Here is a 22,790-nt window from a genome sequence, read left to right as displayed (position 1 = left end):
CTGAGTCCCGTGCAATACAGGACTCAGCCCTTGCAAGCCTAGTCTTCTCGAACCGTCCAACTTCTGGGGTTCAGTTCCGCAATGCCGGGCGTTTTGCCAGGGCGGCTGCGCTTACTCGCCGGCAGCGGCCGCGCGCGTCTTCTTCGCCGCGGGGGTCTTGGCGGGCGCCTTCTTTGCGGCGGCCTTCTTCGCCGGCGCCTTGGCGGCGACGGTCTTGGCCGCGGTCTTGGCGGCCGTCTTCGTCGCTGGCGCCGCTTCGGCCTCGGCCGCGCCGCGCGATGCTGCCTTGGCCGGGGCCTTGGCCGCCGTCTTGGCGCCGGCCTTGGGCTCGCGCACCTCGAACTCGAAGCCGATCTTGCCGTCCGGCTGCTTGACCAGGAAGGCCTTGAAATTGCGGCCCGTGCGCGACGACTTGAAGCCGGTCAGCAGGTCGGTCTTGCCTTCGTTGAGCAGCTTGCCGATCTGCTCGCGGCTGATTTCCTGCTGCAGGATGATCTTGCCGGTGGTGAAGTCGCAGCTCTTGGGACTGGTCGTGCTGTTTTCGCAGACATACTTCATGCCGTGCTCGAACACCGAGCCGCCGCACTTCGGGCAGGTTCCCACCGGCTGCTGGCCGCTGAAGTCAACCGGCTCGCCGTCGTTGTCGTCGTCATTCTGGCCAAAGTCGAATTCCATCTTGTAATGGCCTTCGTCGTCCTTGCCCAGCTTGAGGATGGCGGCGAACGGGCGGCCCATCTTGCTGCGGAAACCCTGCAGCGGACCGATCTCTTTCTTCAGCAGCAGTTCTTCGACCTCCTCGATCTCGAACTGGCGGCCACCGGGGATCTTGCTGATCGAGAATTCACACGCGGTGCAGGCAAAGCGGCGGTAGTTCTCCTTGACCTGTCCGCCGCACTGCGGGCACGGCGTGTCCAGCGTGGCGTAGTCGCCCGGGATGGTGTCGCTGTCGTATTCCTTGGCGCGCTTGACGATCTGCTGCGTCATCTGCGCGATCTCGCGCATGAACTCATCGCGCTTGAGGCGCCCGCGCTCAATCTGCGAAAGCTTGTGCTCCCATTCGCCGGTCAGCTCGGCCTGCGTCAGTTCCTGCACGCCCAGGCCACGCAGCAGCGTCATCAGCTGGAACGCCTTGGCGGTGGGGATCAGCTCGCGGCCTTCGCGCACCAGGTATTTCTCGGTCAGCAGCCCTTCGATGATCGCCGCACGCGTGGCCGGGGTGCCCAGGCCCTTGCCGGCCATGGCTTCGCGCAGCGCATCGTCGTCGACCAGCTTGCCGGCGCCTTCCATCGCGGACAGCAGCGTGGCTTCGTTGTAGCGGGCGGGGGGCTTGGTGGTCAGGCCAACGCCCTCGACCTTGTCGGTCTTGACCTTCTCGTCCTTCGCCACCGGCACCAGGTTGGCAGCGTCCTTGTCGCCCTGCGCCTCGCGGCCGTAGATCACCAGCCAGCCCGGATTGACCAGCACCTTGCCTTCGGTCTTGAAGTGGTGGCCGGCGACTTCCGTGATGCGAGTCGTGACCTGGAACTCGGCCGCCGGGAAGAACACCGCCAGGAAGCGGCGCACCACCAGGTCGTACAGCTTCTGCTCCGGCTCCGACAGGTTCTTGGGCGCCTGCAGCGTCGGGATGATGGCGAAGTGGTCGCTGATCTTGCTGTTGTCGAAGATCTTTTTGTTCGGCTTGACCCAGCCCTGCGCCAGGATCTTCTTGGCGTGCGGGAGGTAGTTGGGCGAGCTGTCGGCCAGCATGTCCATGGTCTGCTTGACCGTGTCCAGGTAGTCCTCGGGCAGCGCGCGCGCATCGGTACGCGGGTAGGTCAGCACCTTGTGCTTTTCATACAGGGCCTGCGCCAGGCCCAGCGTGTTCTTGGCCGAGAAGCCGAAGCGCGAGTTGGCCTCGCGCTGCAGCGTGGTCAGGTCAAACAGCGCCGGCGATTGCTGTGTCGACGGCTTGGATTCCTCGGTGACGGTACCGGGCTTGTCGCGGCAGGCGGCAACGATGCTCTTGGCCTCGGCCTCGCTCCACAGGCGCGACTCGCGCGCCTCGGGATCGAACTCGCTCTTCTTGAACTTGGGGTCGAACCAGCGGCCTTCATACAAGCCGGCGGCGGCGATGAACTCGGCGCGCACCTCCCAGTAGTCGCGCGGCACGAAGTGCTTGATCTTCTCTTCGCGCTCCACCACGATCGACAGCGTCGGGGTCTGCACGCGGCCCACGGTGGTCAGGAAGAAGCCGCCGCCCTTGCTGTTGAAGGCGGTCATGGCACGCGTGCCGTTGATGCCGACCAGCCAGTCGGCCTCGGAGCGGCAGCGCGCCGCGTCGGCCAGCGGCAGCATGTCTTCGTCTTCGCGCAGGGCCGCAAAGCCGTCGCGGATCGCCTGCGGCGTCATCGACTGCAGCCATAGCCGGCGCACCGGCTGCTTGGCCTTGGCCTGCTGCGCGATCAGGCGGAAGATCAGTTCCCCCTCGCGCCCCGCGTCGCAGGCGTTGATCAGCGCGGTAACGTCCTTGCGCTTGATCAGCCGGTTCAGCACCTTCAGGCGCGACTCGGTCTTGGGGATGGGGCGCAGGTCAAAATGCGGCGGGATCACCGGCAGGTTGGCGAAGCTCCACTTGCCGCGCTTGACCTCGTATTCGTCCGGCGCGGCGATCTCGACCAGGTGGCCGACGGCGGAGGACAGCACGTAATCGTCGCTCTCGAAATACTCGTCGTGCTTGGTAAACCCCCCGAGGGCACGGGCGATATCCGCCGCGACCGACGGTTTTTCCGCGATGATGAGGGCTTTTGACATGGGAAGGGTCCTTGCGAGCTGCTTCTTGCAACCCGCTAATTGCACTGCAAACGTAGTAATCAGAACGCCGGGGGGCTATGAGGCGCCAATAATAAGCGCGGTTTCGACGGTGGTGCAAGCAAGCCTCCTTACGGCCCCCTTGCCGTCCCGCGCACCGCCTAGGCGGCGCCGCGCCCGCCGCCAAGCAACCACTCCAGCACGTGAGGCACTTCTTCTGCGGGCGCCGGCATGGCCGCACCGCGGGCGAGCATGCGCTCGAGCACCTCGACATGCGGCAGCAGCGTGCCATAGAACCGTGGCACTCCGCCCGCTGCCGGCTGCACCAGCACAGTCGGGAAATTCTCAATATCGATATCGCCAAGCGCATCCGCATGGGTCTCGATATCGATCCAGACAAAGCAATCCTCAGGATGGCGTGCCGCCAGCGCCGTCAGCGCTGCCAGGTAATCCCGGCATGTGCCGCACCACTGCGCGCACAGGCACGCCACCAAGCGGCCCTGCGGCCGCGCCGCCAGGCACTCGGCAATGGCGCCGGCGTCACGTTCAGGAAAGTAAACGGTCATGGCATCGGAAACATGAGGAGCCCGCGACACACGGACAGCCGGCGATTGTATCGGTATTGCGCTGAGGGTCGGTCGTACCGCCTTCACGCAAGACGTCGGAACAGGTTTCCCGGTAGACGCTCGGCAAGCCCGGCCAGTTCCAGTTCCAGCAGGCGTGCCGCGGCGGCGTCGGGGGGCTGGCCGCTGCGCTCGCACAGCGCATCCAGCGTAACCGGATCGTAGCCGAGGGCGGCCAGCAGGGGGTCGGCACGGTCGGCAAATTCAGATTGCTCCGCAACTGGCTGCGAGGCCAGGGCCTGCGCCGCTGGCGGCGGCCGAAGCGGTGAGGTTGGCCCCAGGTTGATTTCCTCAAGCACGTCCTCGATGCGCTCCACCAGTTTGGCGCCCTGGCGGATCAGCAGGTGGCAACCCTGAGACAGCGGCGCGTGGATCGATCCGGGCACGGCGAACACCTCGCGGCCCAGTTCCGCGGCCAGCCGCGCGGTGATCAGCGAGCCCGATCGCGCCGCGGCCTCCACCACCAGCACGCCGTGCGCGAGCGCCGCGATGATCCGGTTGCGGCGCGGGAAATTGGCCGGCATACCCTGCATGCCAAGCGGAAATTCGGTGACCACGGCACCGCGCTCGGCGACCTCATGGGCCAGGGCCAGGTTGTCGGCGGGATAGACCCGGTCGGCCCCCGTACCCGTGACCGCGAGCGTGCCGCCACAGCCAAGCAGCCCGCCGGCGTGGGCGGCGGCGTCGATCCCCAGCGCCAGGCCGGAGATCACCGTCAGGCCCGCCTCGGACAGTTCGCGCCCGAAAGCCTGCGCATTGCGCTTGCCCTGCCCGGTGGCATTGCGTGCGCCGACGACGGCCACCGCCGGGCGGGCCAGCAACGCGGGATCGCCTTTGATATATAGCAGCGGCGGCGGGTCGTGCAGGTCGAACAGGCGGGCAGGGTAGGCGTCATCGGCCAGCGTGAGCAGGCGGTTGCCCGGCGTGCCCAGCCACGCCAGCGTGCGTTCGACCAGCGCCGGCAGCCCGGCATCGGGCCTGGCCAGTACCGCGCGGGCCAGCTTGGCCGGAACGACTGCGGACAGCGCCGTCACGCTCTGCGCCAACACTTGTGGCGGCAGCCCGAACGCAGCCAGCAGCACGCGCACCGCGACCGGGCCGATCCCAGGGGCACAGGTCAGCTGCAGCCATGCCTTCAGGTCGTCGGCATTGCGGATGGCGGCTTGCCCGCCGGCGCCGGCATGGCCCAGGGTTGCGGCGCATACCGGCGCCGCCGCAGACGTCGCCAAGGCCGGTTCAGCGCGGCGAGGTGGCCCGGTCGCCGACCGCGATTACGTTGGAAGCGTCGGTGACCAGCGCATACGACACGCCGGGGAACACGCGGAAGACAAAGGCCAGGCCGTAGCGCTCGTCCGGCAGCCGGATGGCGCGGTTGCTGTCGGTCTTGTCGGCCACGGTTTCGCCAGTGCGCGACAGGGCCAGCACGTGGCCTGGTTCCACCCCGGCCTGGCTGCCCAGGTTGAGCACCACCACCTGCCTCGCACCACCGAACTCCACCCCGCCATAGACCTTGGCGACGCGGCCGTCGAGCTGCGCATCGGGCGCGTGCGGCACGTAGCGCAAGGCTTCCCGCGCGGGCTGCGGCATCAGCAGCGTGCCAACGCCCATTTCCTGCCTGGCCTGCGTGACCTGCATGGTCGAGACGGCGTCCGGGCCCTGCGCGCCGCGCGCCAGGCGCACATTGCCTTCATATTCGGACTCGTAGCCGAGCACGGCCTGCGTCACGGGATCGCGCACCGGGGTGAGCGGGCGGTAGGCCTGCCAGTCGCTGCCCTGCGGCGCGTCCGCGGGAATGCCGCGGGCATAGCCGGTGTCGTCACGGCCGAGGATGACGCGCGATTCCGACACCGCCACGATGCGCGCGGAGGTGTCCAGCGTGTCCTGATCGACGACCAGCGGCCGTATCAGGAAGGGCTCGATATCGGCCGCAGGGATGCTCAGGATGGCGGCCGTGTCGGTGGTGCCGCTGCGCATCTGCGGCGACAGGCGCACGACGTCGCTGCCGCCGGGCGCGGTCGACAGCCAGGCCCGCCCGTCGCGCTGGATCAGGTACAGGATCTGGCCCGGGTAGATCAGGTGCGGATTGCGGATCTGCTGCCGGTTCATGCCCCATAGCTCGGGCCAGCGCCACGGCTGGCGCAGGAAGCGGCCGGAGACGCCCCACAGCGTGTCGCCGGCGCGCACCGTATATTGCGATGGCGCGTTGGCGGCAAGGTCGGCCACGGGAATGCCCTGTCGGGCGGTGCGCTGGGCTTCGGCCTGCTGGGCCGGCGTTACCGTCAGGTCCGACGCTGTGGCTGGCAGCGCGGCCGCGGCGGTGAAGGCCGCGGCACTCAATAACGGATAAGCAAATCTGGGGATGAACGCGTGCAGCCTGCGGCCCGACGCCGCCTGGTGTTCTTTGGTAAGATCGCGCATTTTCCTGGCCGGCCGGTGGTTCGGCCGGATTGACCCGGTAGAGCGTGCCTGTTGCGGCGCGCCTTGAATTTTTGTACTTGCGCCCCGATTCTGCATGTAAACATCCGCCGCCGCAACGCGGCCGGGTTGCCGGCAGCGGCCGGCGTTGCGCCCCAGCATCATGGCAAAACTCGACATCCTGACCTACCCCGATCCCCGCCTGCACACCGTTGCCAAACCCGTGGCCGCGGTGGACGACCGCATCCGCCAGCTGGTCAAGGACATGGCGGAAACCATGTACGAAGCGCCCGGCATCGGCCTGGCCGCGACCCAGGTCAACGTGCACGAGCAGGTGGTGGTGATCGACGTCTCGGAAACGCGCGACCAGCTCCAGGTCTTCATCAACCCGGAGATCGTCTGGGCCAGCGACAACCGCAAGGTGTGGGAAGAGGGCTGCCTGTCGGTGCCCGAGGTCTATGACCGGGTCGAGCGCCCCGACCGCGTGCGCGTGCGCGCGCTCAACGAGAAGGGCGAAAGCTTCGAGCTCGACGCCGACGACCTGCTGGCGGTCTGCATCCAGCATGAGATCGATCACCTGCGCGGCAAGGTCTTCGTCGAGTACCTGTCGCCGCTCAAGCTCAACCGCATCAAGAGCAAGCTGCAGAAGCGCGAACGCACCCGCATGTAAGCCGCTTCAGCGGCAATAAAGATGTAACAGCCCGCCGGAATCCGGCTACCCGCGTGCGGCTTCCGCGCGGGGTCTGTTATCTTTATGACTTCCGAAGAACCCAGATACCGGCCGCTACAGCGGCCGGTGCCGTTTCAGGCCACGGAACCTGCCATGTCCCAAGCCAGCCCCTTGCGTGTCGCCTTTGCCGGCACGCCCGAGTTTGCGCGCGTCGCGCTGGAAGCCATCCACGCCGCCGGATTTCCGGTGGTCGCCGTGCTGACCCAGCCCGATCGGCCGGCCGGCCGCGGCATGCAGCTACAGGCCAGCCCGGTGAAGCAATTCGCCGTCGCCAACGGCCTGGCGCCGGTCTTGCAGCCGCGTTCGCTGCGCCGCCAGGGCAAGTATCCGGAAGAGGCCGCCGCGGCCATCGACACGCTGGCCGGCATTGCCCCGGATGTCATGGTGGTGGCCGCCTACGGCCTGATCCTGCCGGCCGAGGCGCTGACCCTGCCGCGGCTGGGCTGCCTGAATATCCACGGCTCGCTGCTCCCGCGCTGGCGTGGCGCGGCGCCGATCCACCGCGCCATCGAAGCGGGCGACGCCGAGACCGGCATCACGCTGATGCAGATGGACGAGGGCCTGGACACCGGCGACATGCTCACGCGCGAAGCGGTGCCGATCGGGCCGGACGACACCACCGGCACGCTGCACGACACCCTGGCCGCGCTCGGCGCCCGCATGATCGTGGCCGCACTGCGCGAACTGGACGCCGGCCGGCCGCTGGCGGCCACGCCGCAACCGGCGCAAGGCGTTACCTACGCCGAGAAGATTGCCAAGGACGAAGCGCCGCTGGACCTGCGCCGCCCGGCCGCCGCGCTGGCCAACCAGGTGCGCGCCTTCAACCCGTTCCCGGGCGCGACGGTGCAGGTGGGCGACACCGTGATCAAGTGCTGGCAGGCGCTGCCGCTGGCGGCGGCCAGCAGCCTGCCGCATCCGCCCGGCACGGTGCTGGCGGCCGACGCCGCCGGCATCCTGATCGCGTGCGGCGAAGGCAGCGCGCTGCAGGTCACCGAGTTGCAGAAGCCGGGCGGGCGTCGACAGCCGGCGCAGCAGTTCCTGCAGGGCCTGCCACTGCCGCCTGGCACGCGCTGCGTGGTGCCCGGCAACGGAGCCGCCGAGGAATAACCAGGCAGCCCTTTGCCGCACATGGCAGCATAAGTGCCGGGGGCAGCGCCCGGCCGGGCCCGCCGGCCGCGCCGCTCGTTCCATTCCGTTGAACCGCCGTTGAATTTTCGGCGATTGCCCCCTATCTAACGGTCATCGCGTCCGCTTTCACGCGGGACGCGGCTCACGATTACACGGAGATCACCGCAATGTTCAACTGGGTCAAGACCTTCATGCTGATGGCGGCCATCACGGCGCTGTTCATCGTCATCGGCGGCATGATCGGCGGGCGCAGCGGCATGATGTTCGCGCTGCTGATCGCGCTGGGCATGAACTTCTTCTCCTACTGGTTCTCGGACAAGATGGTCCTGCGCATGTACAACGCGCAGGAAGTCGATGCCGGCAGCGCGCCACAGTTCTACGGCATGGTGCAGGAACTGGCGCAGCGCGCCGGCCTGCCGATGCCGCGCGTCTACCTGATCAATGAAGACGCGCCCAACGCCTTTGCCACCGGCCGCAACCCGGAACACGCGGCCGTGGCGGCCACCACCGGCATCCTGCGGGTGCTGTCCGAGCGCGAGCTGCGCGGCGTGATGGCGCATGAGCTGGCGCACGTGCGCCACCGCGACATCCTGACCTCGACCATAGCCGCCACCATGGCGGGTGCAATCTCGGCGCTGGCCAATATGGCGATGTTCTTCGGCGGGCGCGACGAGAACGGCAACCGCTCCAACCCGATCGCCAGCATTGCCGTGGCGATCCTGGCGCCGCTGGCGGCCTCGCTGATCCAGATGGCGATCTCGCGCGCGCGGGAATTCGAAGCCGACCGCGCCGGCGCCGAGATCAGCGGCGACCCGCAGGCGCTGGCCAGCGCGCTGGACAAGATCCACCGCTACGCGCAGGGCATCCCGTTCCAGGCCGCCGAGGAACACCCGGCCACGGCGCAGATGATGATCATGAACCCGCTCTCCGGCGGCGGCATCGCCAACCTGTTCTCGACCCATCCGGCCACCGAGGAACGCATCGCGCGGCTGATGCAGATGGCGCAGACCGGCACCTACCCCGCCTGAGCCGCCGGAAATCCGGGGCCCGGCCCCGGCACAAGGTAAACTGCCCGCTGTTCCGCATGGACCGGCGGGCTTTTTTTGGCCCGCGCCCCACGCCCTCCCGATTCACCGCCTTAACCGCTGCCTGATCCGCCGCCTGACCGATATGCGCCTGCCTCCCGATTCGCTTGCCTTCCAGATGCTTGGCGCCGCCGCCGCGGTGCGCGCCGTCAGCGAAGGCACGGCCTTGCCCCAGGCGATCGAGGACGCCGCCGCGCACCTGCGGCTGGACCGCGTGCGCGATGCCGCCAGCCGCGGCGCGCTGCAGGACATTGCCTACCGCACCATGCGCCAGTTCGGCACCGCGCGCGCGCTGGTGACCAAGCTGGTGACGCGCCCGCCCGGCGCGCAGGTCGATTCGCTGCTGGCGGTGGCGCTGGCATTGCTGCTGGAACACACGCCGGGGCCACGCGACAAGCACGACAGCGCCGACCCGGCGCGCCACGATGCCGACGCCGGCCGCCCCGGCTACAGCACCTTCACCGTGGTCGACCAGGCCGTCAGCGCCGCCGCCTCCGAACCCAAGACTGCGCATGCGCGCGGACTGGTCAACGCCGTGCTGCGGCGTTTCCTGCGCGAGCGCAAGGCGCTGCTGGCCGAGGTCAATCGCGACGAGCAGGCGCGCTGGAACCTGCCGCCGTGGTGGCTGCGCATGCTGCGCGAAGCCTACCCTGAGCAGTGGACGGCGCTGGCCGCCAGTGCCAACGTGCGCCCGCCGATGACGGTACGCGTCAACACCGCGCGCGTGTCCGTGCCGCAGTACCAGACCGACCTGGCCAACGCCGGGCTGGCCGGGCGCGTGGTGGGCCCGCAGGCGGTGCGCCTGGTGCGCGCGGTGCCGGTAACGCAGCTGCCGGGCTTTGCCGAAGGCGTAGTCTCGGTGCAGGACGCCGGTGCGCAACTGGCCGCGCCGCTGCTGGAGGTGGCCGACGGCATGCGCGTGCTCGATGCCTGCGCGGCGCCCGGCGGCAAGACCGGACATCTGCTGGAGCTGGCCGATATCGACGTGACCGCGGTCGAGAGCGATGCGCAGCGCGCCACCCGCATCGGCGAAAACCTGGCGCGCCTGGGCAAGTCTGCAAAGATCGTGGTCGGCGATGCCAGCCGTCCCGCCGACTGGTGGGACGGGCAACTCTTCGACCGCATTCTCGCCGACGTGCCGTGCTCGGCCTCGGGCATCGTACGGCGCCATCCCGATATCCGCTGGCTGCGCCGCGAAACCGATATCGCCCGGCTCATCACCGAGCAGCGCCGCATCGTCTCGCAGCTGTGGCCGCTGCTCAAGCCGGGCGGCATCCTGGTCTATGTCACCTGTTCTATTTTCCCAACGGAGGGCGAGGAGCAGGCGCGCTGGTTTGGTGAGCAACTGGCAGATGCGATACGATTGCAGGCGCCAGGGCAGCTGCTGCCCGGCACCCATGCAACGCTTGCCGAGGGCGCGGACGGTGACCAGGCCGCCCTTGACAGCACCGGTGGCGCCAGCCTGCCATCCGATCACGATGGCTTCTTCTACGCCCGCTTCCAGAAACGCGCCTGATCTGATCCGATGCCGAGCACGCCGCGCCTGTCAGGCTTTCGCGTTGAAGTGGCCCGCTGCGCCGACACCGGCCCAGCCTCCGTGCCCAACCCGTGCAGCCGGCTGGCGCGCTGGGCGCTCGCGCTGATACTGGCGCTGGCCGCCGCGCTGTGGCTGCCCCGCGCCGCGCAGGCGCAGGTCATCGAGGCCACCGAAGCCCGCATCGAATACCAGGACGGCGGCTTCGAGCTGGCCGCCAGCTTTGACTTCGACCTGCCGCCCGCGCTCGAGGACGCGCTGCACAAGGGCATCTCGCTCTATTTCGCGGTCGACTTCCAGCTCTCGCGCTCGCGCTGGTACTGGTTCGATGACAAGCCGGTCAACACCACCCGCAGCGTGCGCCTGTCGTACCAGCCGCTGACGCGCCAGTACCGCATCTCCACCGGCGGCCTGCAGCTGCCGTTCACGCGCCTGAAGAGCGCGCTGCAGTTTATCCAGCGCGTGCGCGGCTGGCGTGTGTTCGAGCGCAACGCGGTCAAGCCCGGCGAAACCTACAGCGCCGAAGTGCGCATGCGGCTGGACCTGTCGCAGTTGCCCAAGCCGTTCCAGATCAATGCCGTCAACACGCGCGACTGGAACCTGGCGTCAGACTGGCGGCGCTTCACCTACACCGTGCCCACCGATCTGAGCGCGCCGCCGGCGCCTCCGCCCGCACCACCGCCGGCACCACCGCCCCAGCCGCCGGCACCGCCACCGGCACCGGCATTGCCTGCGTTGCCGGCCTCGCCCCCCATGCCGGCACCGGCTGCGGCATCGGCGCCTGCCGCGGCCAATGAACGGGGCCCGGGGGAAGGGCGCGGTCTGTACCTGCAAACTGTGTCGTACGCACTGTCGCCGGCGATGCTGGCGCAGCCCGCTTCGAGCCAGCCATGAGCAACCCGTTGTGGGACAGCCGGTTCCGGCGCCTGCTGTACCGCGTCGTGGCCGGCATCATCGTGTTCCTGGCGCTGGTGCTGGTGGGCCTGCTTGCCGGCGCGTCGGCCAATACCGAATTTTTCGATCGCTATTTCACGCTGCTGTTCAAAGTGAACCTGGTGATCGGCGCGCTGCTGGTGCTGACCGTGGGCGCGCTGGCGGTGACGCTGTGGCTGCGCTATCGCCGCGGCAAGTTCGGCACGCGGCTGATGACCAAGCTCGCCGTATTCTTCGGCGTGGTCGGCGTGCTGCCCGGGGTGCTGATCTACCTGGTGTCGCTGCAGTTCGTCTCGCGCAGCATCGAGTCCTGGTTCGACGTGCGCGTGGAAACCGCGCTTGAGGCCGGTCTGAACCTGGGACGCGCCACCATCGACAGCTCGCTGGCCGACCTGCAGGTCAAGGCGCGGCTGATGTCCGAGCAGCTGGCCGGCGCCTCAGGCGTGGCCACCTCGCTGCAGCTGAACCGGCTGCGCGAGCAGTATGGCGTGCAGGAAGCCGCCATCTTCACCGGCAGCGGCCGCGTGCTGGCCACCGCTTCCAGCAACTATGCCTCGCTGGTGCCGGACCTGCCTTCCGGCGTGCTGGCGGAGCAGGCGCGGCTGGCGGGCGGCTATGCCGCGGTGGAGGGCGGCACCGATCCGTCGAGCGACGTCGGCCAGGCTCCCGAGCGCGTCGACAGCAGTCACCTGTACCGCCTGCGCGTGATCATCCCGCTGGGCGCGGCGCCAGGATCGGCACAAGATACGATCAGCGCCGCCAGCGCACCCCGCGCGTTGACCCGGCCGCCGCGCTGGGCCGGCTCCGGCCTGTCGGTCGAACGCAGCCCGGAAGACTCCCCTTCGAGCGGTTTCGGCCTGGTCGGCGAGAGCGTGCGCGAAGAACGCTACCTGCAGGTGCTGCATCCCGTGCCGGCGGCGCTGGCGCGCAATGCCGACGAGGTCCAGCGCGCGTACCAGGAGTACCAGGAAAAGGCGCTGGGCCGCACCGGCCTGCGCAAGATGTATATCGGCACGCTGACGCTGACGCTGTTCCTGGCGGTCTTCATCGCGGTGATGCTGGCACTGCTGCTTGGCGGCCAGTTGGCGCGGCCGCTGCTGATGCTGCTGCAGGGAACCAAGGAAGTGGCCGAGGGCGATCTGTCGCCCAAGCGCGAGCTGAAGAGCCGCGATGAACTGGGCATGCTGACGCAGCAGTTTAACCAGATGACGCGCCAGCTGGCCGAGGCGCGGCTGGCGGTAGAAGAAAACCGCGCCGCCCTGGAGCAGTCGAAGGCCTACCTTGAAAGCGTGCTGCAGAACCTCACCGCGGGCGTGCTGGTGTTCGACCGCCGCTTCGTGCTGATCACCGCCAATCCTGGCGCCGAGCGCATCTTCCGCCAGCCGTTCGGCGCGGTGATGGGCCTGCCGATGGAACAGATCCCCGGCATGGCGTCGTTCGGCGAGATCGTGCGCCAGGCCTTCTCGGACCAGAACACCAGCGAGGTGCTGGGCGGCGCCGAGCACTGGCAGAAGCAGATCGAACTGCCGCAGGGCGAGGAGCAGCCGCTGACGCTGCTGGTGCGCGGCGCGCGCCTGCCCGGCGGCGAGCGCGACGAGCCCGGCTATGTGATCGTCTTCGACGATATTTCCGATGTGATTTCCGCTCAACGCTCGGTGGCGTGGGGCGAGGTGGCCCGGCGCCTGGCGCACGAGATCAAGAACCCGCTGACGCCGATCCAGCTGTCGGCCGAGCGCCTGCAGATGAAGCTCTCGCCCAAGCTGGAGGGCACCGATGCCGACGTGCTCAAGCGCGGCGCCGCCACCATCGTCAACCAGGTGGCCGCGATGAAGCGCATGGTCGATGATTTCCGCGACTACGCGCGCACGCCGCCCGCGGTGCTGCAATCGCTGCAGCTCAACAGCCTGGTGGCCGAGGTGCTGCACCTGTATGGCATCGACGATCCGACGGTGCATGAGCACCTCGTGATCCATCCGACGCTGGGCAGCGCGCTGCCCGAGATCAAGGGCGATCCAACGCAATTGCGCCAGGTCATCCACAACCTGTTGCAGAACGCACAGGACGCGGCCGCGGAGAACGTCGCGGCCGGTAGGGCCGCGCCCCATATCACTCTGCACACCGAGACTGTAGAATACAAAGATTCTGCCGGCGAGAACCGGCAGGCCGTCAAGCTCACCATTGCGGACAATGGTCCCGGTTTTGCACCGCGCATCCTGAGCCGTGCGTTCGAGCCTTATGTGACCACGAAAGCCAAGGGCACGGGTCTCGGGCTCGCGATGGTAAAGAAGATCATTGACGAACACGGCGCGCGCATTGAACTGCGCAATCGCACGGAAGGTGCCGAGATCATCGGTGCGCAGATCTCGATCCTGTTCGTTAAACTGGCATAGTCAACATTGGCGTCCGGTCCCGGAACGCTGCGGTGGGGTTAAGAGGGGAAGTATGGCAACCATCCTCGTAGTCGATGACGAAATGGGAATCCGCGAGCTGCTCTCGGAAATCCTCAGCGACGAAGGCCATGTGGTCGAACTCGCGGAAAACGCGCAACAGGCCCGCGATTACCGCGCGGCCGGCACGCCCGATCTCGTGCTGCTCGATATCTGGATGCCCGATACCGATGGCGTGACGCTGCTCAAGGAGTGGTCCGCGCAGGGACAGCTGACCATGCCCGTCATCATGATGTCGGGCCACGCAACCATCGACACCGCGGTCGAGGCCACCAAGATCGGCGCGCTCAATTTCCTGGAAAAGCCGATCGCGCTGCAGAAGCTGCTGTCCGCGGTGGAGCAGGGCCTGGCCCGCGGCATCGAACGCCCGCGCAGCAACGCAGCCGCCGCCGCCGCTCCGGCCACCGCGCCATCGGCGGAAACCGGCACGACCGCCGCCACGCCCGAAGCTACGGTAGAAGCCGCGCCCAACGGCAGCCCGGCGCGTGTGCCGGAGGCGGAGATGCAGTTCTCGTTCGACATGCCGCTGCGCGAAGCGCGCGACCTGTTCGAGCGCGCCTATTTCGAGTACCACCTGCTGCGCGAACACGGCAGCATGACCCGCGTGGCCGAGAAAACCGGGCTCGAGCGGACCCACCTGTACCGCAAGCTCAAGCAGCTCGGCGTCGAGCTGGGCCGCAACAAGCCGGAGCCGGCCGAACACTGACGCAGTGGCCTGGATGACGCTTGACTGGCTCCAAAAGTCCAGTTATAGTTTCGCTTCTTTGGCCCGGTAGCTCAGTCGGTAGAGCAGAGGATTGAAAATCCTTGTGTCGGCGGTTCGATTCCGTCCCAGGCCACCAGAACAGAAAAAGCCCGGCTCTTGCAGCCGGGCTTTTTGCATTGGGCGCTGGTTCCGGTACGCGTGCCATGCTCGCATCGCCGCCGGAAGGCCAACCCAAGGCCACGCTGAACCTGGGTTGCGACGGCGCCACTGACGCCCCCCGGCCGCCGTTTCGCCGGGCGTGCAACACCCAATCCAGAAGTAAATATCTTCTACTTGGCAGCCGATCCATGTCTCTCTACGATGCCCTGACGCGCTGCCGCCAGGCAGGGCGGGCCAGGCCGGCCAAGCCGCTTCCATAATGCAGGTACCCGGCCCGGGCCGCTACTTATCACCGGGGGCTTGGATGGACACATTGACCGGGACGGACAAGCGCTGGCCACCGCAAACCGCGGCCGGCGAGCGCGGCTTGTGGAAGAGCACCATGGCCGCCGCCAGCCAGGCGCTGGGCGCGGCGGGACGGATTCAGCAGGCGGTGTCGCAGACCCTGAAGCTGCAGAACAAGATCCGCGCGCTGCGCGACGAGCTGCACCAGATGGAAGCCGAGCGCGACGTCTACCGCGAGCTGCACGCGCGCACGGTGGAAGAACTGCACCAGGCCATCGACCGCAGCCCGGCCGAGATCAAGCGGCTGCGTGCCGAAACCGAGGCCATGCAGGTGCGCCATCGCGCCTACAAGCTGCTGGTCCAGCACTACATGCGAATGGGCACGCCGATCGATCCCGCCGTGTTTGCCGATCAGCGCAGCCGCGTCCAGCAGCACATCCTGTTCCAGCGCCGCAAGGGCATCCCGGTGGCGAAGATCGTGGTCGAGGATATTGCGTTCCTGTTGCGCTGAATTGCGCGGAACGACCCGATTCGAAACCCCGCGTCAGCACACAACATCGTCAGCGCACATTGACGCCCCCGCGCCGCGGCGGAACACTGTCGCGACCGCGCGCGCAGCCGCTGCGCCGCGGCGTTGCCATGCTCATGGCCACGATCTGCCACTGTTCGAGGCGTCGTCTCAGGCGACGTTGTCCATCTTGTTGCTGCGCGCTGTCCCCATCGTTTCCGCCACCGGCTCCGACACAAGTCCGCGGTCTAGCCTTGGTCCCGCCCATGCTTTGCGCCGCTGCGCCGGCGCAGCGCTGCGATGAGTACGCTGGCGCGCCGCCTGGTGGCGGAAGGGCTCGGCACCGCGCTGCTGGTGGCGATCGTGGTCGGCTCCGGCATTCGTGCGGAGCGCCTCGCCGATGGCGATACCGCGCTGGCACTGCTGGCGAATTCGCTGGCCACGGGCGCCGGGCTGGTGGCCTTGCTCGTGTCGCTAGGGCCGGTCTCGGGCGGGCATTTCAATCCGGTGGTGAGCCTGTCGGCACTGGTGCAGGGCACGCTGGCGCCGCGCGATGCGCTGCGCTATGTGCTGGTGCAGCTGGCGTGCGGCGTTTGCGGCGTGCTGGCGGCGCATGCCATGTTCGGCGAGCCGGCATTGGCGTGGTCGGCGCAGCGCCGCACCGGCGCGTCGATGTGGTGGAGCGAGTTCGTGGCAACCTTCGGCCTGGTCGGCGTGGGCATCGGCACGCTGCGCAGCCGGCCGCAGTTGGTGCCGTTTGTGGTGGCCGGCTATATCACCGCGGGCTACTGGTTCACGTCGTCGACCTCGTTCGCCAATCCCGCGCTGACGCTGGCCTGCGCGTTGACCGATACCTTCACCGGGATCCGGCCGCAAGACGTGCCGGGCTTCGTGCTGGCACAGATCGGCGGCGGGCTGGCCGCCACGCTGCTGTTCCACTGGCTGTGCCGCAAGCCCGCTGCGACAGTGCAGGCTGGCGCCGGTGCCGTGCCCCACGCCCTAGGCTCCACCATGAGCCCCGCAACAACCCGGCCAACTACCAGCGCCGATTGAGCTGCACGCCGAAGATCGAGCCGCTCGCCTGCGAGCCCCATGCGTCGGCCGGCGCGGTGTAGCCGATGCCTTCCACGTCGCTGGCACGGCTGTAGGTATAGAAGGCGCGCAGGTTGGCGTTGCCGGCCGACTTGCCCAGCGTGAGCGTAGGCGCCACGGTCAGCGCGGTGCGCTGGCCGCTGACGCCAAAGCCGGACGAGATCTGGTCGTGCGACACCTCGAAATTCAATCGGAACTGGCTGCTGGCGACGTACGCCGGACGCAGCCGCGTGGTGGTCCACTGCAACGTGCCGACCGGCGAACGGTCGAACTGCAGGCTTTGCTCCACCGCGCCGCTCAGCCCCCAGCGACTCTTCCATTCGATCGAGTCGGCCACGCGCGTGCGCGACAGCGCCGGTCCCATGCCGGTATAGCCGGTCATGGCGTTGCGCGATCCCGAGCCGAACTGCAACCCCAGCCGGTTGGTGCCGAACAGCACCCCTTTCTGCTCGTGCAGCGCCGAAGCCCACCACGCACCGCCCGGGTCCTCTACCAGCGGCTGGGCCTCCACCCGCGTGAAGCCGAGCTGGACCGAGCCCTGTTCATTGGTGGGGATGGGCGCGGTGCGCAGCGAGTGGTAGCTGGGCAAGTTCTGGCCGTTCTGGTCGGCGCGCGCGGTGTACTGGTAGTTCAGGCCGATATCGCCGATCACCTTGGCGTTGTCCACGCCGAAGCGCATCGCCGTGGAATTCGGCGGCAGCAGCCCGGACGACATCAGGAACGGCGCGTTGTCGCGCCGGCCGGCCCACATGGTGGCGCCATCCAGCACCGCCAGCCCGCTGACCGCCGTATAAAACTGCGGCACCAGGGCATAGGGGTCGATGGCCGCCGGGCGGCCATTGACAGTGGTGGCATCCGTGCCGCGCGCCTGCGCGATCAGCATCACCTGGGCGCCGCCGTCGAGGTCCAGCACTGACTCGCGAATCTTGACTTCGCCCGTGCTGCGGCAGGCCAGCCCGCTACCTATGCCGGTGGATAGCGCCCCACCGGGACAGGCGCGCATGGTAGCCGGGCGCTCCTCGACCGCAGCGCGGCCGCTGTAGCTCAGGCGCCACACGGACTCGCCCGCCGGGTCGTCGGCGGGCAGTTGCGAATGCAGTGCCGGGGGTGCGTCCGACGGCGCGCCGGCATCCGCGGCAGCGCGTTGAGCCGGCGCGGGGGGCGCCTCGGCCTGGAATTCGCCAAGCTTGGGCGGAAACAGCACCAGCGGCGGCGGCGGCGGGGCCGGGGGTTCGGGCGGACCAACGAAGTCAGGATCGACCGGCGGCAGGGTCGCGGCGACGCTGGTTGCCGCTGTGGCGGGTACGGTGACGCTTGCCGCGGGCGCTGCGGCGCCGTCGATCAACGCGGCGAGCGGGTCGTCGCCGGCGGCCGGAGCGGGCGATGCCGCCGCTTCAGCGTTCGCCGCTGCCGCGGGCGTGGCTGGCGCCGCCACGGCCGCGGTGGCCGTGGCGGGCACGCCCGGCCGTGGCGCGATGCGCGGCGGCTGCAAGGCTGTGGCGGGCGTAGCAGTGCCGCTAGCCGGATCGCCGGTCTGCGCGCACGCCACCAGTCCCCAGGCGGCCAGCACGGCAAAGCCGAGGCGGCGCAGCGGCACGCGCCGGCCCGCGCTAGCGCGGGAGCCGGACGGCATCAGGGGAAGTCGACGAACAGAAGCAGGCAATTGGTACGGCAATGGGACGGCAACGGGTACGGCAATTCCGGCGTGGCAACCATCCTGCCAGGCGGGCAGGGCTCCGGAATCGGGACTGTTTTTTATCAGCCGAGACCATTTGACCGCAAGCCGGGTTACAAAATCCATCACACTGTGCGGCGTCTCACCATGCGAAAAACGGCGGATATGACGCAATCGACTAGCGAAAACCCGCACTTGAGCGGGGCCCCGTGGCGAAAGGGCCACCGCTATAATCGGCTGGCTTGGTGCGACACGCATTCTCGTGTCCGGGTAGCTCCAACGTAAGGAGCATCGACCTTTGTCGAGACAAGGGGAGGGCCTTGGCCTGAACCGTCCAATCTCGACCATTACTTGCTTAGACGAACCCGGCCGAACAGCCAGAGGGGAGTCCGATGTGTTGTGAGGAAGCCGGAACACTGGCCGACTTGCAGCTTGCTTTTTGCTGGATGGATTTCCAGCCATTGCCCAAGGGCGGGGACGCTCGCCTTTGGGCGAGTTCTCTGTAGACATCCCCCTAACGGAGGGTGTATGCGGCCAAACAGCGGAGATTCCGTTGTATCGCCGCAACATAGCATTCAAACCGTTCTGGATAGAACGGCGCTACGTTCTTTGGGACGGCAGCCAGCGCTCGCAAGAGCGACCGATGCCGTCAGGCGCTCGCTTGCATAGGAGCACAGTGGTAGGTAAGTGAGGTCCCGGAGCGGTAGCTCTGTGCATTATGGTTCGGTCGGATATGCCCGAAAGGGTTACACGATAGAGAACCTGCTATGCGACTAGCAGTAGCCTAGGGAGACATGCGTCACTGGTAACGGTGGGGTGTGAAGCTCTCCTGACAATGTAGCCCCCGAAAGGGTGCCATCAGGTCGCGAGACAGGATGGTGGAGGCTCCGAGCAGCAACGGGGTTGAGGCGCTAGGCTGACTGGTATGGGTAACGTAAGTGAACTGCTGATAAACGTCGTAACGATTGAGATGCCAAAGCTGCTGCTAGGCATTAACCAAAAGGTGTGTGGTCGGTTGTCCTACTCAAGCCTTGGGACACGTCGCCACGATGACCACCGGCGGAAAGGCAGACCCTAACCCAGTCGTGTAATGCGCAGGGAACGTGGTAAGCCCGTATGGCTGCCGGAGCGCAGTTTGGCTCAGGCAGGCGAACCGCAAGGAACGCTGTTGGCTGTGCGGGTATGGGAGGTTGGAAAAAGCGAATGCCGGGCTGTAATGGTCCGGATAGGGGTTGAGACATCATCCCACGCGAAAGCGGGCAGACTTCCAACTGGTCAATCGTCGCAGGACGGCTGACTGATCTCGCTTGTTTAAATTTTTCTTCCCTTGAGGGGCAACACGTCCCTCAAGGGGCGTGCTGTCTCTTGATGTTGGGGGAGATCCTCAAGATTGGAGAGCAGCATGGAAGCATTGATCCGCAAGGATGAATCTGCGCTCTCCGGCGTGCCGCAAACCTGGGGCGCCATTAATTGGCGCCGCGTGGAGCGGAACGTTCGAGAAATGCAGATTCGAATTGCGAAGGCGACACAGGAAGGGGACTGGCGTAGGGTGAAAGCCCTGCAACGGTCTCTGACCCGCTCGTTCTCCGCCAAAGCACTGGCGGTACGACGAGTGACGATGAACCAAGGTAAGCGAACGGCAGGCGTCGATCGCGAAAAGTGGACAACGCCTGAAGCCCGGTGGGAAGCCATTGGGAGGTTGAAGCGCCGGGGGTACAGACCTTTGCCATTACGGAGGGTTTTCATCCCCAAGGCCAATGGGAAGGAGCGCCCTCTGGGCATTCCAACCATGTTGGACCGAGCCATGCAAGCGCTGTATTTGCTGGCACTGGAACCGGTGTCCGAAGGAACGAGCGATCCGAACTCCTATGGGTTCAGGACCAACCGATCCACCGCGGATGCCATGTCCCAGCTGTTTGTTTCCTTATCCCAGAAGGCCTCGGCTCAATGGGTGCTGGAAGCTGACATAAAAGGATGCTTTGACCATATCAGTCACGACTGGCTGGAGCGCAATGTCCCGATGGACAAAGCAATCCTTCGGAAGTGGTTGAAGGCTGGCGTGGTATTTCAGGGTCAGTTTCAGGCGACCGAAGCCGGAACACCGCAGGGAGGCATCATTTCCCCGACTCTGGCAAATGTGGCGCTGAACGGCTTGGAAACACAACTGACCAAGTTCCTCGGAACGAAGTTGGGAGCGACCAAGACGAAAAGGCTCAAAGTGAACGTTGTGCGTTACGCGGACGACTTCGTCATCACCGGTGATACGCCGGAGGTCCTAGAGAACGAAGTGAAGCCGTGGGTAGAACAGTTCCTTGCAGTACGGGGGCTGTCGCTGTCGACGGAGAAAACGCGGATCGTCAGCATCACTGACGGCTTTGACTTCCTAGGGTGGAATTTCCGGAAGTACTCGGGAACACTGCTCATAAAGCCAAGCAAGAAAAACGCGCAAGCGTTCTATCGCAAGGTAAAGGCGGTTATCAGCACCAACAAGACGGTGGAGCAGTCGGTCTTAATTCGACTGTTAAACCCGATGCTACGGGGCTGGGCGCAGTATCACAGTCCGGTGGTGGCGAAAGCGGTGTTCGCCCGTGTGGAGCATGAAATCTTTAATGCTCTACGACGGTGGGCAAAGCGGCGACATCCACATAAGTCCGTCGAATGGGTGCGTAGGAAATACTTTGCGACCGTCGGCGAACGAAACTGGGTGTTTGGAACCAAGTTCGTGAGCGGCAACGGCAGTGTAGGTTGGACGGAGTTGTACTCGCTCGCGGGTACGCCTATCCGGCGGCACAAGAAGATTCGGGGGGATTACAATCCTTTCGATCCAACGCAGGAACGGTACGGCGAGAAGCTGCGACAGGAGCGTATGTTGGAAAACATGGCGCACCGGAAGCAGTGGATCAAGCTGTATCTATCCCAGCAAGGCTTGTGCGCAGTGTGTCAGTGCAAGATAACCAAGGAAACAGGATGGGAAGATCATCACATCGAACCTCGCATACGCGGGGGCTCCGATGCGCTAGGGAATCGAGTGCTGCTGCATCCGAACTGTCACAAGCAAGTGCATCACCAAGGTAGAACTGTTGTGAAGCCGGTGTCCGAAGGGGCATTTAGTTGAGACTCGAGCCGTATGCGGGGAAACTCGCACGTACGGTTCCTAGGGGGGGACAGGTCAGTAATGACCTTCGTCCCTACCCTACTCTTTCGGGTAAGACAGCCCTCGGCCGTGCGCGCGGTGCAGCGTGGGGCCTGCAGGGCACGCCGCCGTGCCCGTTCGCCACAGGCACAGCGCTGCGCGGGCCGCCGTATCCCGGCGGCCAGTGCGTCACGGTCCGGCGCGAGGCCTCATGCAAGCCCTGCGCCCGCATCCGAATCAATATCTATAAGAGGAGAAGTGGAGATGGAACGTCGTTCCTTTCTGTTGAAAGCGTCGGCCGTGGCTGCCACCGGGGCACTGGCCGCGTGCGGCAAGGGTGAAGAAAAGGCCGCGCCTGCCGCCGCCAGCGGCCCGGCCGCGCCGGCCGTGGTGGGCAGCAACCCCGCCGTGGAATGGCGCCTGGCCTCGAGCTTCCCCAAGTCGCTCGACACCATCTTCGGCGGCGCCGAGACGCTGTCGACCCGGGTGCGTGAGCTGACCGACGGCAAGTTCAATATCAAGGTCTTTGCCGCCGGTGAAATCGTGCCGGGCCTGCAGGTGCTGGACGCGGTGCAGAACAACACCGTGCAGATCGGCCACACCGCCGGCTACTACTACTTCGGCAAGAACCCGACACTTTGCTTCGACACCACCGTGCCGTTCGGCCTGACCGCGCGCCAGCAGAACGCCTGGATGCTGCAGGGCAACGGCATGAAGCTGATGCGCGAGTTCTTCAAGGAATACAACGTCGTCAACTTCCTGGGCGGCAACACCAACGCGCAGATGGGCGGCTGGTTCCGCAAGGAAATCAAGACCGTGGCCGACCTGCAGGGCCTGAAGTACCGCATCGCCGGGTTTGCCGGCGTGGTGCTGTCGCGCCTGGGCGTGGTGCCGCAGCAAATCGCCGGCGGCGACATCTACCCCGCGCTGGAAAAAGGCACCATCGATGCGGCCGAGTGGGTGGGCCCGTACGACGACGAAAAGCTGGGCTTCTACAAGGTGGCCCCGTACTACTACTACCCGGGCTGGTGGGAAGGCAGCGCGCAGCTGTCGTTCTACGCCTCGGCCAGCGAGTTCGAGAAGCTGCCCGCGCTGTACAAGCGCGCGCTGGAAACCGCCACCATCGAGGCGCACACCACCATGATGGCCAAGTACGACACGGTCAACCCGCAGGCGCTGGCACGCCTGCTGGAAAACGGTGTCAAGCTGCGTCCGTTCTCCAAGGAGATCATGGAGGCTTGCTTCAAGGCGACCCAGGAATCCTACGCCGACGAAACCGCGAAGAACCCGTCGTTCAAGAAGATCTACGACGACTGGCGCGTGTTCCGCAACAACCAGGCGGCGTGGTTCAACGTGGCCGAGCAGGGCTTCGCCCAGTTCAGCTTCGCGCGCAAGCTGTAAGCCGCGTGGCGCCCGGGCAACCGGGCCCTCAGCAAACCCCATGGTCCCGCCGGAGCATGGGGTTTTTTTGTTGGCGGCGGGCGCGCGCGGCGCGCGCCGGCGGGGAGGGCGCGGCCCCGGTAGAATCGCCGGCATCGATCGGAAAACCC

16 protein-coding genes and 1 tRNA gene are annotated in these 22,790 nt (G+C 66.7%); 12 read left to right on the top strand and 5 right to left on the bottom strand.

The annotated features are described in order from the left end of the window. Positions 1 to 111 precede the first annotated feature (111 nt). The 4 genes from E5S69_RS19580 to E5S69_RS19565 all read right to left on the bottom strand — a co-directional run bounded on the left by E5S69_RS19580 (position 112) and on the right by E5S69_RS19565 (position 5,828). On the bottom strand, positions 112 to 2,790 hold the full coding sequence (locus E5S69_RS19580; RefSeq protein WP_171516291.1) for a DNA topoisomerase III: 2,679 nt from the start codon (positions 2,788 to 2,790) through the stop codon (positions 112 to 114). A 158-nt stretch (positions 2,791 to 2,948) separates the two neighbouring features. Continuing rightward, positions 2,949 to 3,353 (bottom strand): thioredoxin domain-containing protein, encoded by a 405-nt coding sequence (locus E5S69_RS19575; RefSeq protein WP_171516290.1) that lies wholly within the window; start codon positions 3,351 to 3,353, stop codon positions 2,949 to 2,951. Positions 3,354 to 3,436: 83 nt separating this feature from the next. Next, positions 3,437 to 4,639: a DNA-processing protein DprA gene (gene dprA / locus E5S69_RS19570; RefSeq protein WP_171516289.1), complete on the bottom strand. Its 1,203-nt coding sequence runs from the start codon at positions 4,637 to 4,639 to the stop codon at positions 3,437 to 3,439. Between the two features lie 7 nt (positions 4,640 to 4,646). Further along, complete coding sequence (locus E5S69_RS19565) at positions 4,647 to 5,828, bottom strand: LysM peptidoglycan-binding domain-containing protein (RefSeq protein ID WP_171516288.1); 1,182 nt, start codon at positions 5,826 to 5,828, stop codon at positions 4,647 to 4,649. Between the two features lie 160 nt (positions 5,829 to 5,988). Here E5S69_RS19565 and def point away from each other — a divergent pair, with 160 nt between their 5' ends. The 10 genes from def to E5S69_RS19515 all read left to right on the top strand — a co-directional run bounded on the left by def (position 5,989) and on the right by E5S69_RS19515 (position 16,393). Next, positions 5,989 to 6,495, top strand: a complete 507-nt coding sequence (gene def, locus E5S69_RS19560; RefSeq protein ID WP_018005004.1) for a peptide deformylase — start codon at positions 5,989 to 5,991, stop codon at positions 6,493 to 6,495. Positions 6,496 to 6,648: 153 nt separating this feature from the next. Then, complete coding sequence (gene fmt, locus E5S69_RS19555) at positions 6,649 to 7,662, top strand: methionyl-tRNA formyltransferase (RefSeq protein ID WP_171516287.1); 1,014 nt, start codon at positions 6,649 to 6,651, stop codon at positions 7,660 to 7,662. A 188-nt stretch (positions 7,663 to 7,850) separates the two neighbouring features. After that, on the top strand, positions 7,851 to 8,711 hold the full coding sequence (gene htpX / locus E5S69_RS19550; RefSeq protein ID WP_171516286.1) for a zinc metalloprotease HtpX: 861 nt from the start codon (positions 7,851 to 7,853) through the stop codon (positions 8,709 to 8,711). Between the two features lie 142 nt (positions 8,712 to 8,853). Further along, entirely contained in the window at positions 8,854 to 10,284 is a 1,431-nt protein-coding gene (gene rsmB / locus E5S69_RS19545; RefSeq protein WP_171516285.1) for a 16S rRNA (cytosine(967)-C(5))-methyltransferase RsmB, read from the top strand. A 9-nt stretch (positions 10,285 to 10,293) separates the two neighbouring features. Then, entirely contained in the window at positions 10,294 to 11,196 is a 903-nt protein-coding gene (locus E5S69_RS19540) for a DUF4390 domain-containing protein (protein WP_171516284.1), read from the top strand. Continuing rightward, positions 11,193 to 13,625 carry a sensor histidine kinase gene (locus E5S69_RS19535; protein WP_171516283.1) on the top strand — a complete coding sequence of 811 codons (2,433 nt, stop codon included), beginning with the start codon at positions 11,193 to 11,195 and terminating at the stop codon, positions 13,623 to 13,625. The genes E5S69_RS19540 and E5S69_RS19535 overlap by 4 nt, the downstream gene beginning before the upstream one ends. A 52-nt stretch (positions 13,626 to 13,677) precedes the next feature. Next, positions 13,678 to 14,388 (top strand): response regulator, encoded by a 711-nt coding sequence (locus tag E5S69_RS19530; RefSeq protein WP_171516282.1) that lies wholly within the window; start codon positions 13,678 to 13,680, stop codon positions 14,386 to 14,388. Positions 14,389 to 14,448: 60 nt separating this feature from the next. Continuing rightward, positions 14,449 to 14,524: transfer RNA gene (locus tag E5S69_RS19525), tRNA-Phe, on the top strand. 327 nt (positions 14,525 to 14,851) lie between these two features. Continuing rightward, a complete protein-coding gene (locus E5S69_RS19520; RefSeq protein WP_171516281.1) occupies positions 14,852 to 15,343 on the top strand; it encodes a hypothetical protein in 492 nt (163 codons plus the stop codon). 297 nt (positions 15,344 to 15,640) lie between these two features. Then, positions 15,641 to 16,393: an aquaporin gene (locus E5S69_RS19515; protein WP_171516280.1), complete on the top strand. Its 753-nt coding sequence runs from the start codon at positions 15,641 to 15,643 to the stop codon at positions 16,391 to 16,393. Here E5S69_RS19515 and E5S69_RS19510 read toward each other — a convergent pair. Then, entirely contained in the window at positions 16,377 to 18,065 is a 1,689-nt protein-coding gene (locus E5S69_RS19510) for a carbohydrate porin (protein ID WP_171516279.1), read from the bottom strand. The genes E5S69_RS19515 and E5S69_RS19510 overlap by 17 nt on opposite strands. Before the next feature lie 1,444 nt (positions 18,066 to 19,509). Between E5S69_RS19510 and ltrA the strand changes: the two genes are divergently transcribed. Next, positions 19,510 to 21,222 (top strand): group II intron reverse transcriptase/maturase, encoded by a 1,713-nt coding sequence (ltrA, locus tag E5S69_RS19505; protein ID WP_171516278.1) that lies wholly within the window; start codon positions 19,510 to 19,512, stop codon positions 21,220 to 21,222. A 282-nt stretch (positions 21,223 to 21,504) separates the two neighbouring features. Next, positions 21,505 to 22,641: a TRAP transporter substrate-binding protein gene (locus tag E5S69_RS19500; protein WP_171516277.1), complete on the top strand. Its 1,137-nt coding sequence runs from the start codon at positions 21,505 to 21,507 to the stop codon at positions 22,639 to 22,641. Positions 22,642 to 22,790: the final 149 nt, after the last annotated feature.

Source organism: Cupriavidus necator (assembly GCF_013141915.1).
Lineage (GTDB): Bacteria > Pseudomonadota > Gammaproteobacteria > Burkholderiales > Burkholderiaceae > Cupriavidus > Cupriavidus necator_B.
This window is presented reverse-complemented; position numbering and strand designations above follow the sequence as displayed.

Bases quoted from the DNA above. Each gene is read 5' to 3' on its own strand.
- E5S69_RS19500 (WP_171516277.1), top strand. From the start codon at position 21,505: ATGGAACGTCGTTCCTTTCTGTTGAAAGCGTCGGCCGTGGCTGCCACC.
- E5S69_RS19565 (WP_171516288.1), bottom strand. From the start codon at position 5,828: ATGCGCGATCTTACCAAAGAACACCAGGCGGCGTCGGGCCGCAGGCTG.
- E5S69_RS19520 (WP_171516281.1), top strand. From the start codon at position 14,852: ATGGACACATTGACCGGGACGGACAAGCGCTGGCCACCGCAAACCGCG.
- htpX (WP_171516286.1), top strand. From the start codon at position 7,851: ATGTTCAACTGGGTCAAGACCTTCATGCTGATGGCGGCCATCACGGCG.
- rsmB (WP_171516285.1), top strand. From the start codon at position 8,854: ATGCGCCTGCCTCCCGATTCGCTTGCCTTCCAGATGCTTGGCGCCGCC.
- E5S69_RS19535 (WP_171516283.1), top strand. From the start codon at position 11,193: ATGAGCAACCCGTTGTGGGACAGCCGGTTCCGGCGCCTGCTGTACCGC.
- E5S69_RS19575 (WP_171516290.1), bottom strand. From the start codon at position 3,353: ATGACCGTTTACTTTCCTGAACGTGACGCCGGCGCCATTGCCGAGTGC.
- E5S69_RS19540 (WP_171516284.1), top strand. From the start codon at position 10,294: ATGCCGAGCACGCCGCGCCTGTCAGGCTTTCGCGTTGAAGTGGCCCGC.
- E5S69_RS19510 (WP_171516279.1), bottom strand. From the start codon at position 18,065: ATGCCGTCCGGCTCCCGCGCTAGCGCGGGCCGGCGCGTGCCGCTGCGC.
- def (WP_018005004.1), top strand. From the start codon at position 5,989: ATGGCAAAACTCGACATCCTGACCTACCCCGATCCCCGCCTGCACACC.
- E5S69_RS19515 (WP_171516280.1), top strand. From the start codon at position 15,641: ATGAGTACGCTGGCGCGCCGCCTGGTGGCGGAAGGGCTCGGCACCGCG.
- E5S69_RS19580 (WP_171516291.1), bottom strand. From the start codon at position 2,790: ATGTCAAAAGCCCTCATCATCGCGGAAAAACCGTCGGTCGCGGCGGAT.
- fmt (WP_171516287.1), top strand. From the start codon at position 6,649: ATGTCCCAAGCCAGCCCCTTGCGTGTCGCCTTTGCCGGCACGCCCGAG.
- E5S69_RS19530 (WP_171516282.1), top strand. From the start codon at position 13,678: ATGGCAACCATCCTCGTAGTCGATGACGAAATGGGAATCCGCGAGCTG.
- ltrA (WP_171516278.1), top strand. From the start codon at position 19,510: ATGGAAGCATTGATCCGCAAGGATGAATCTGCGCTCTCCGGCGTGCCG.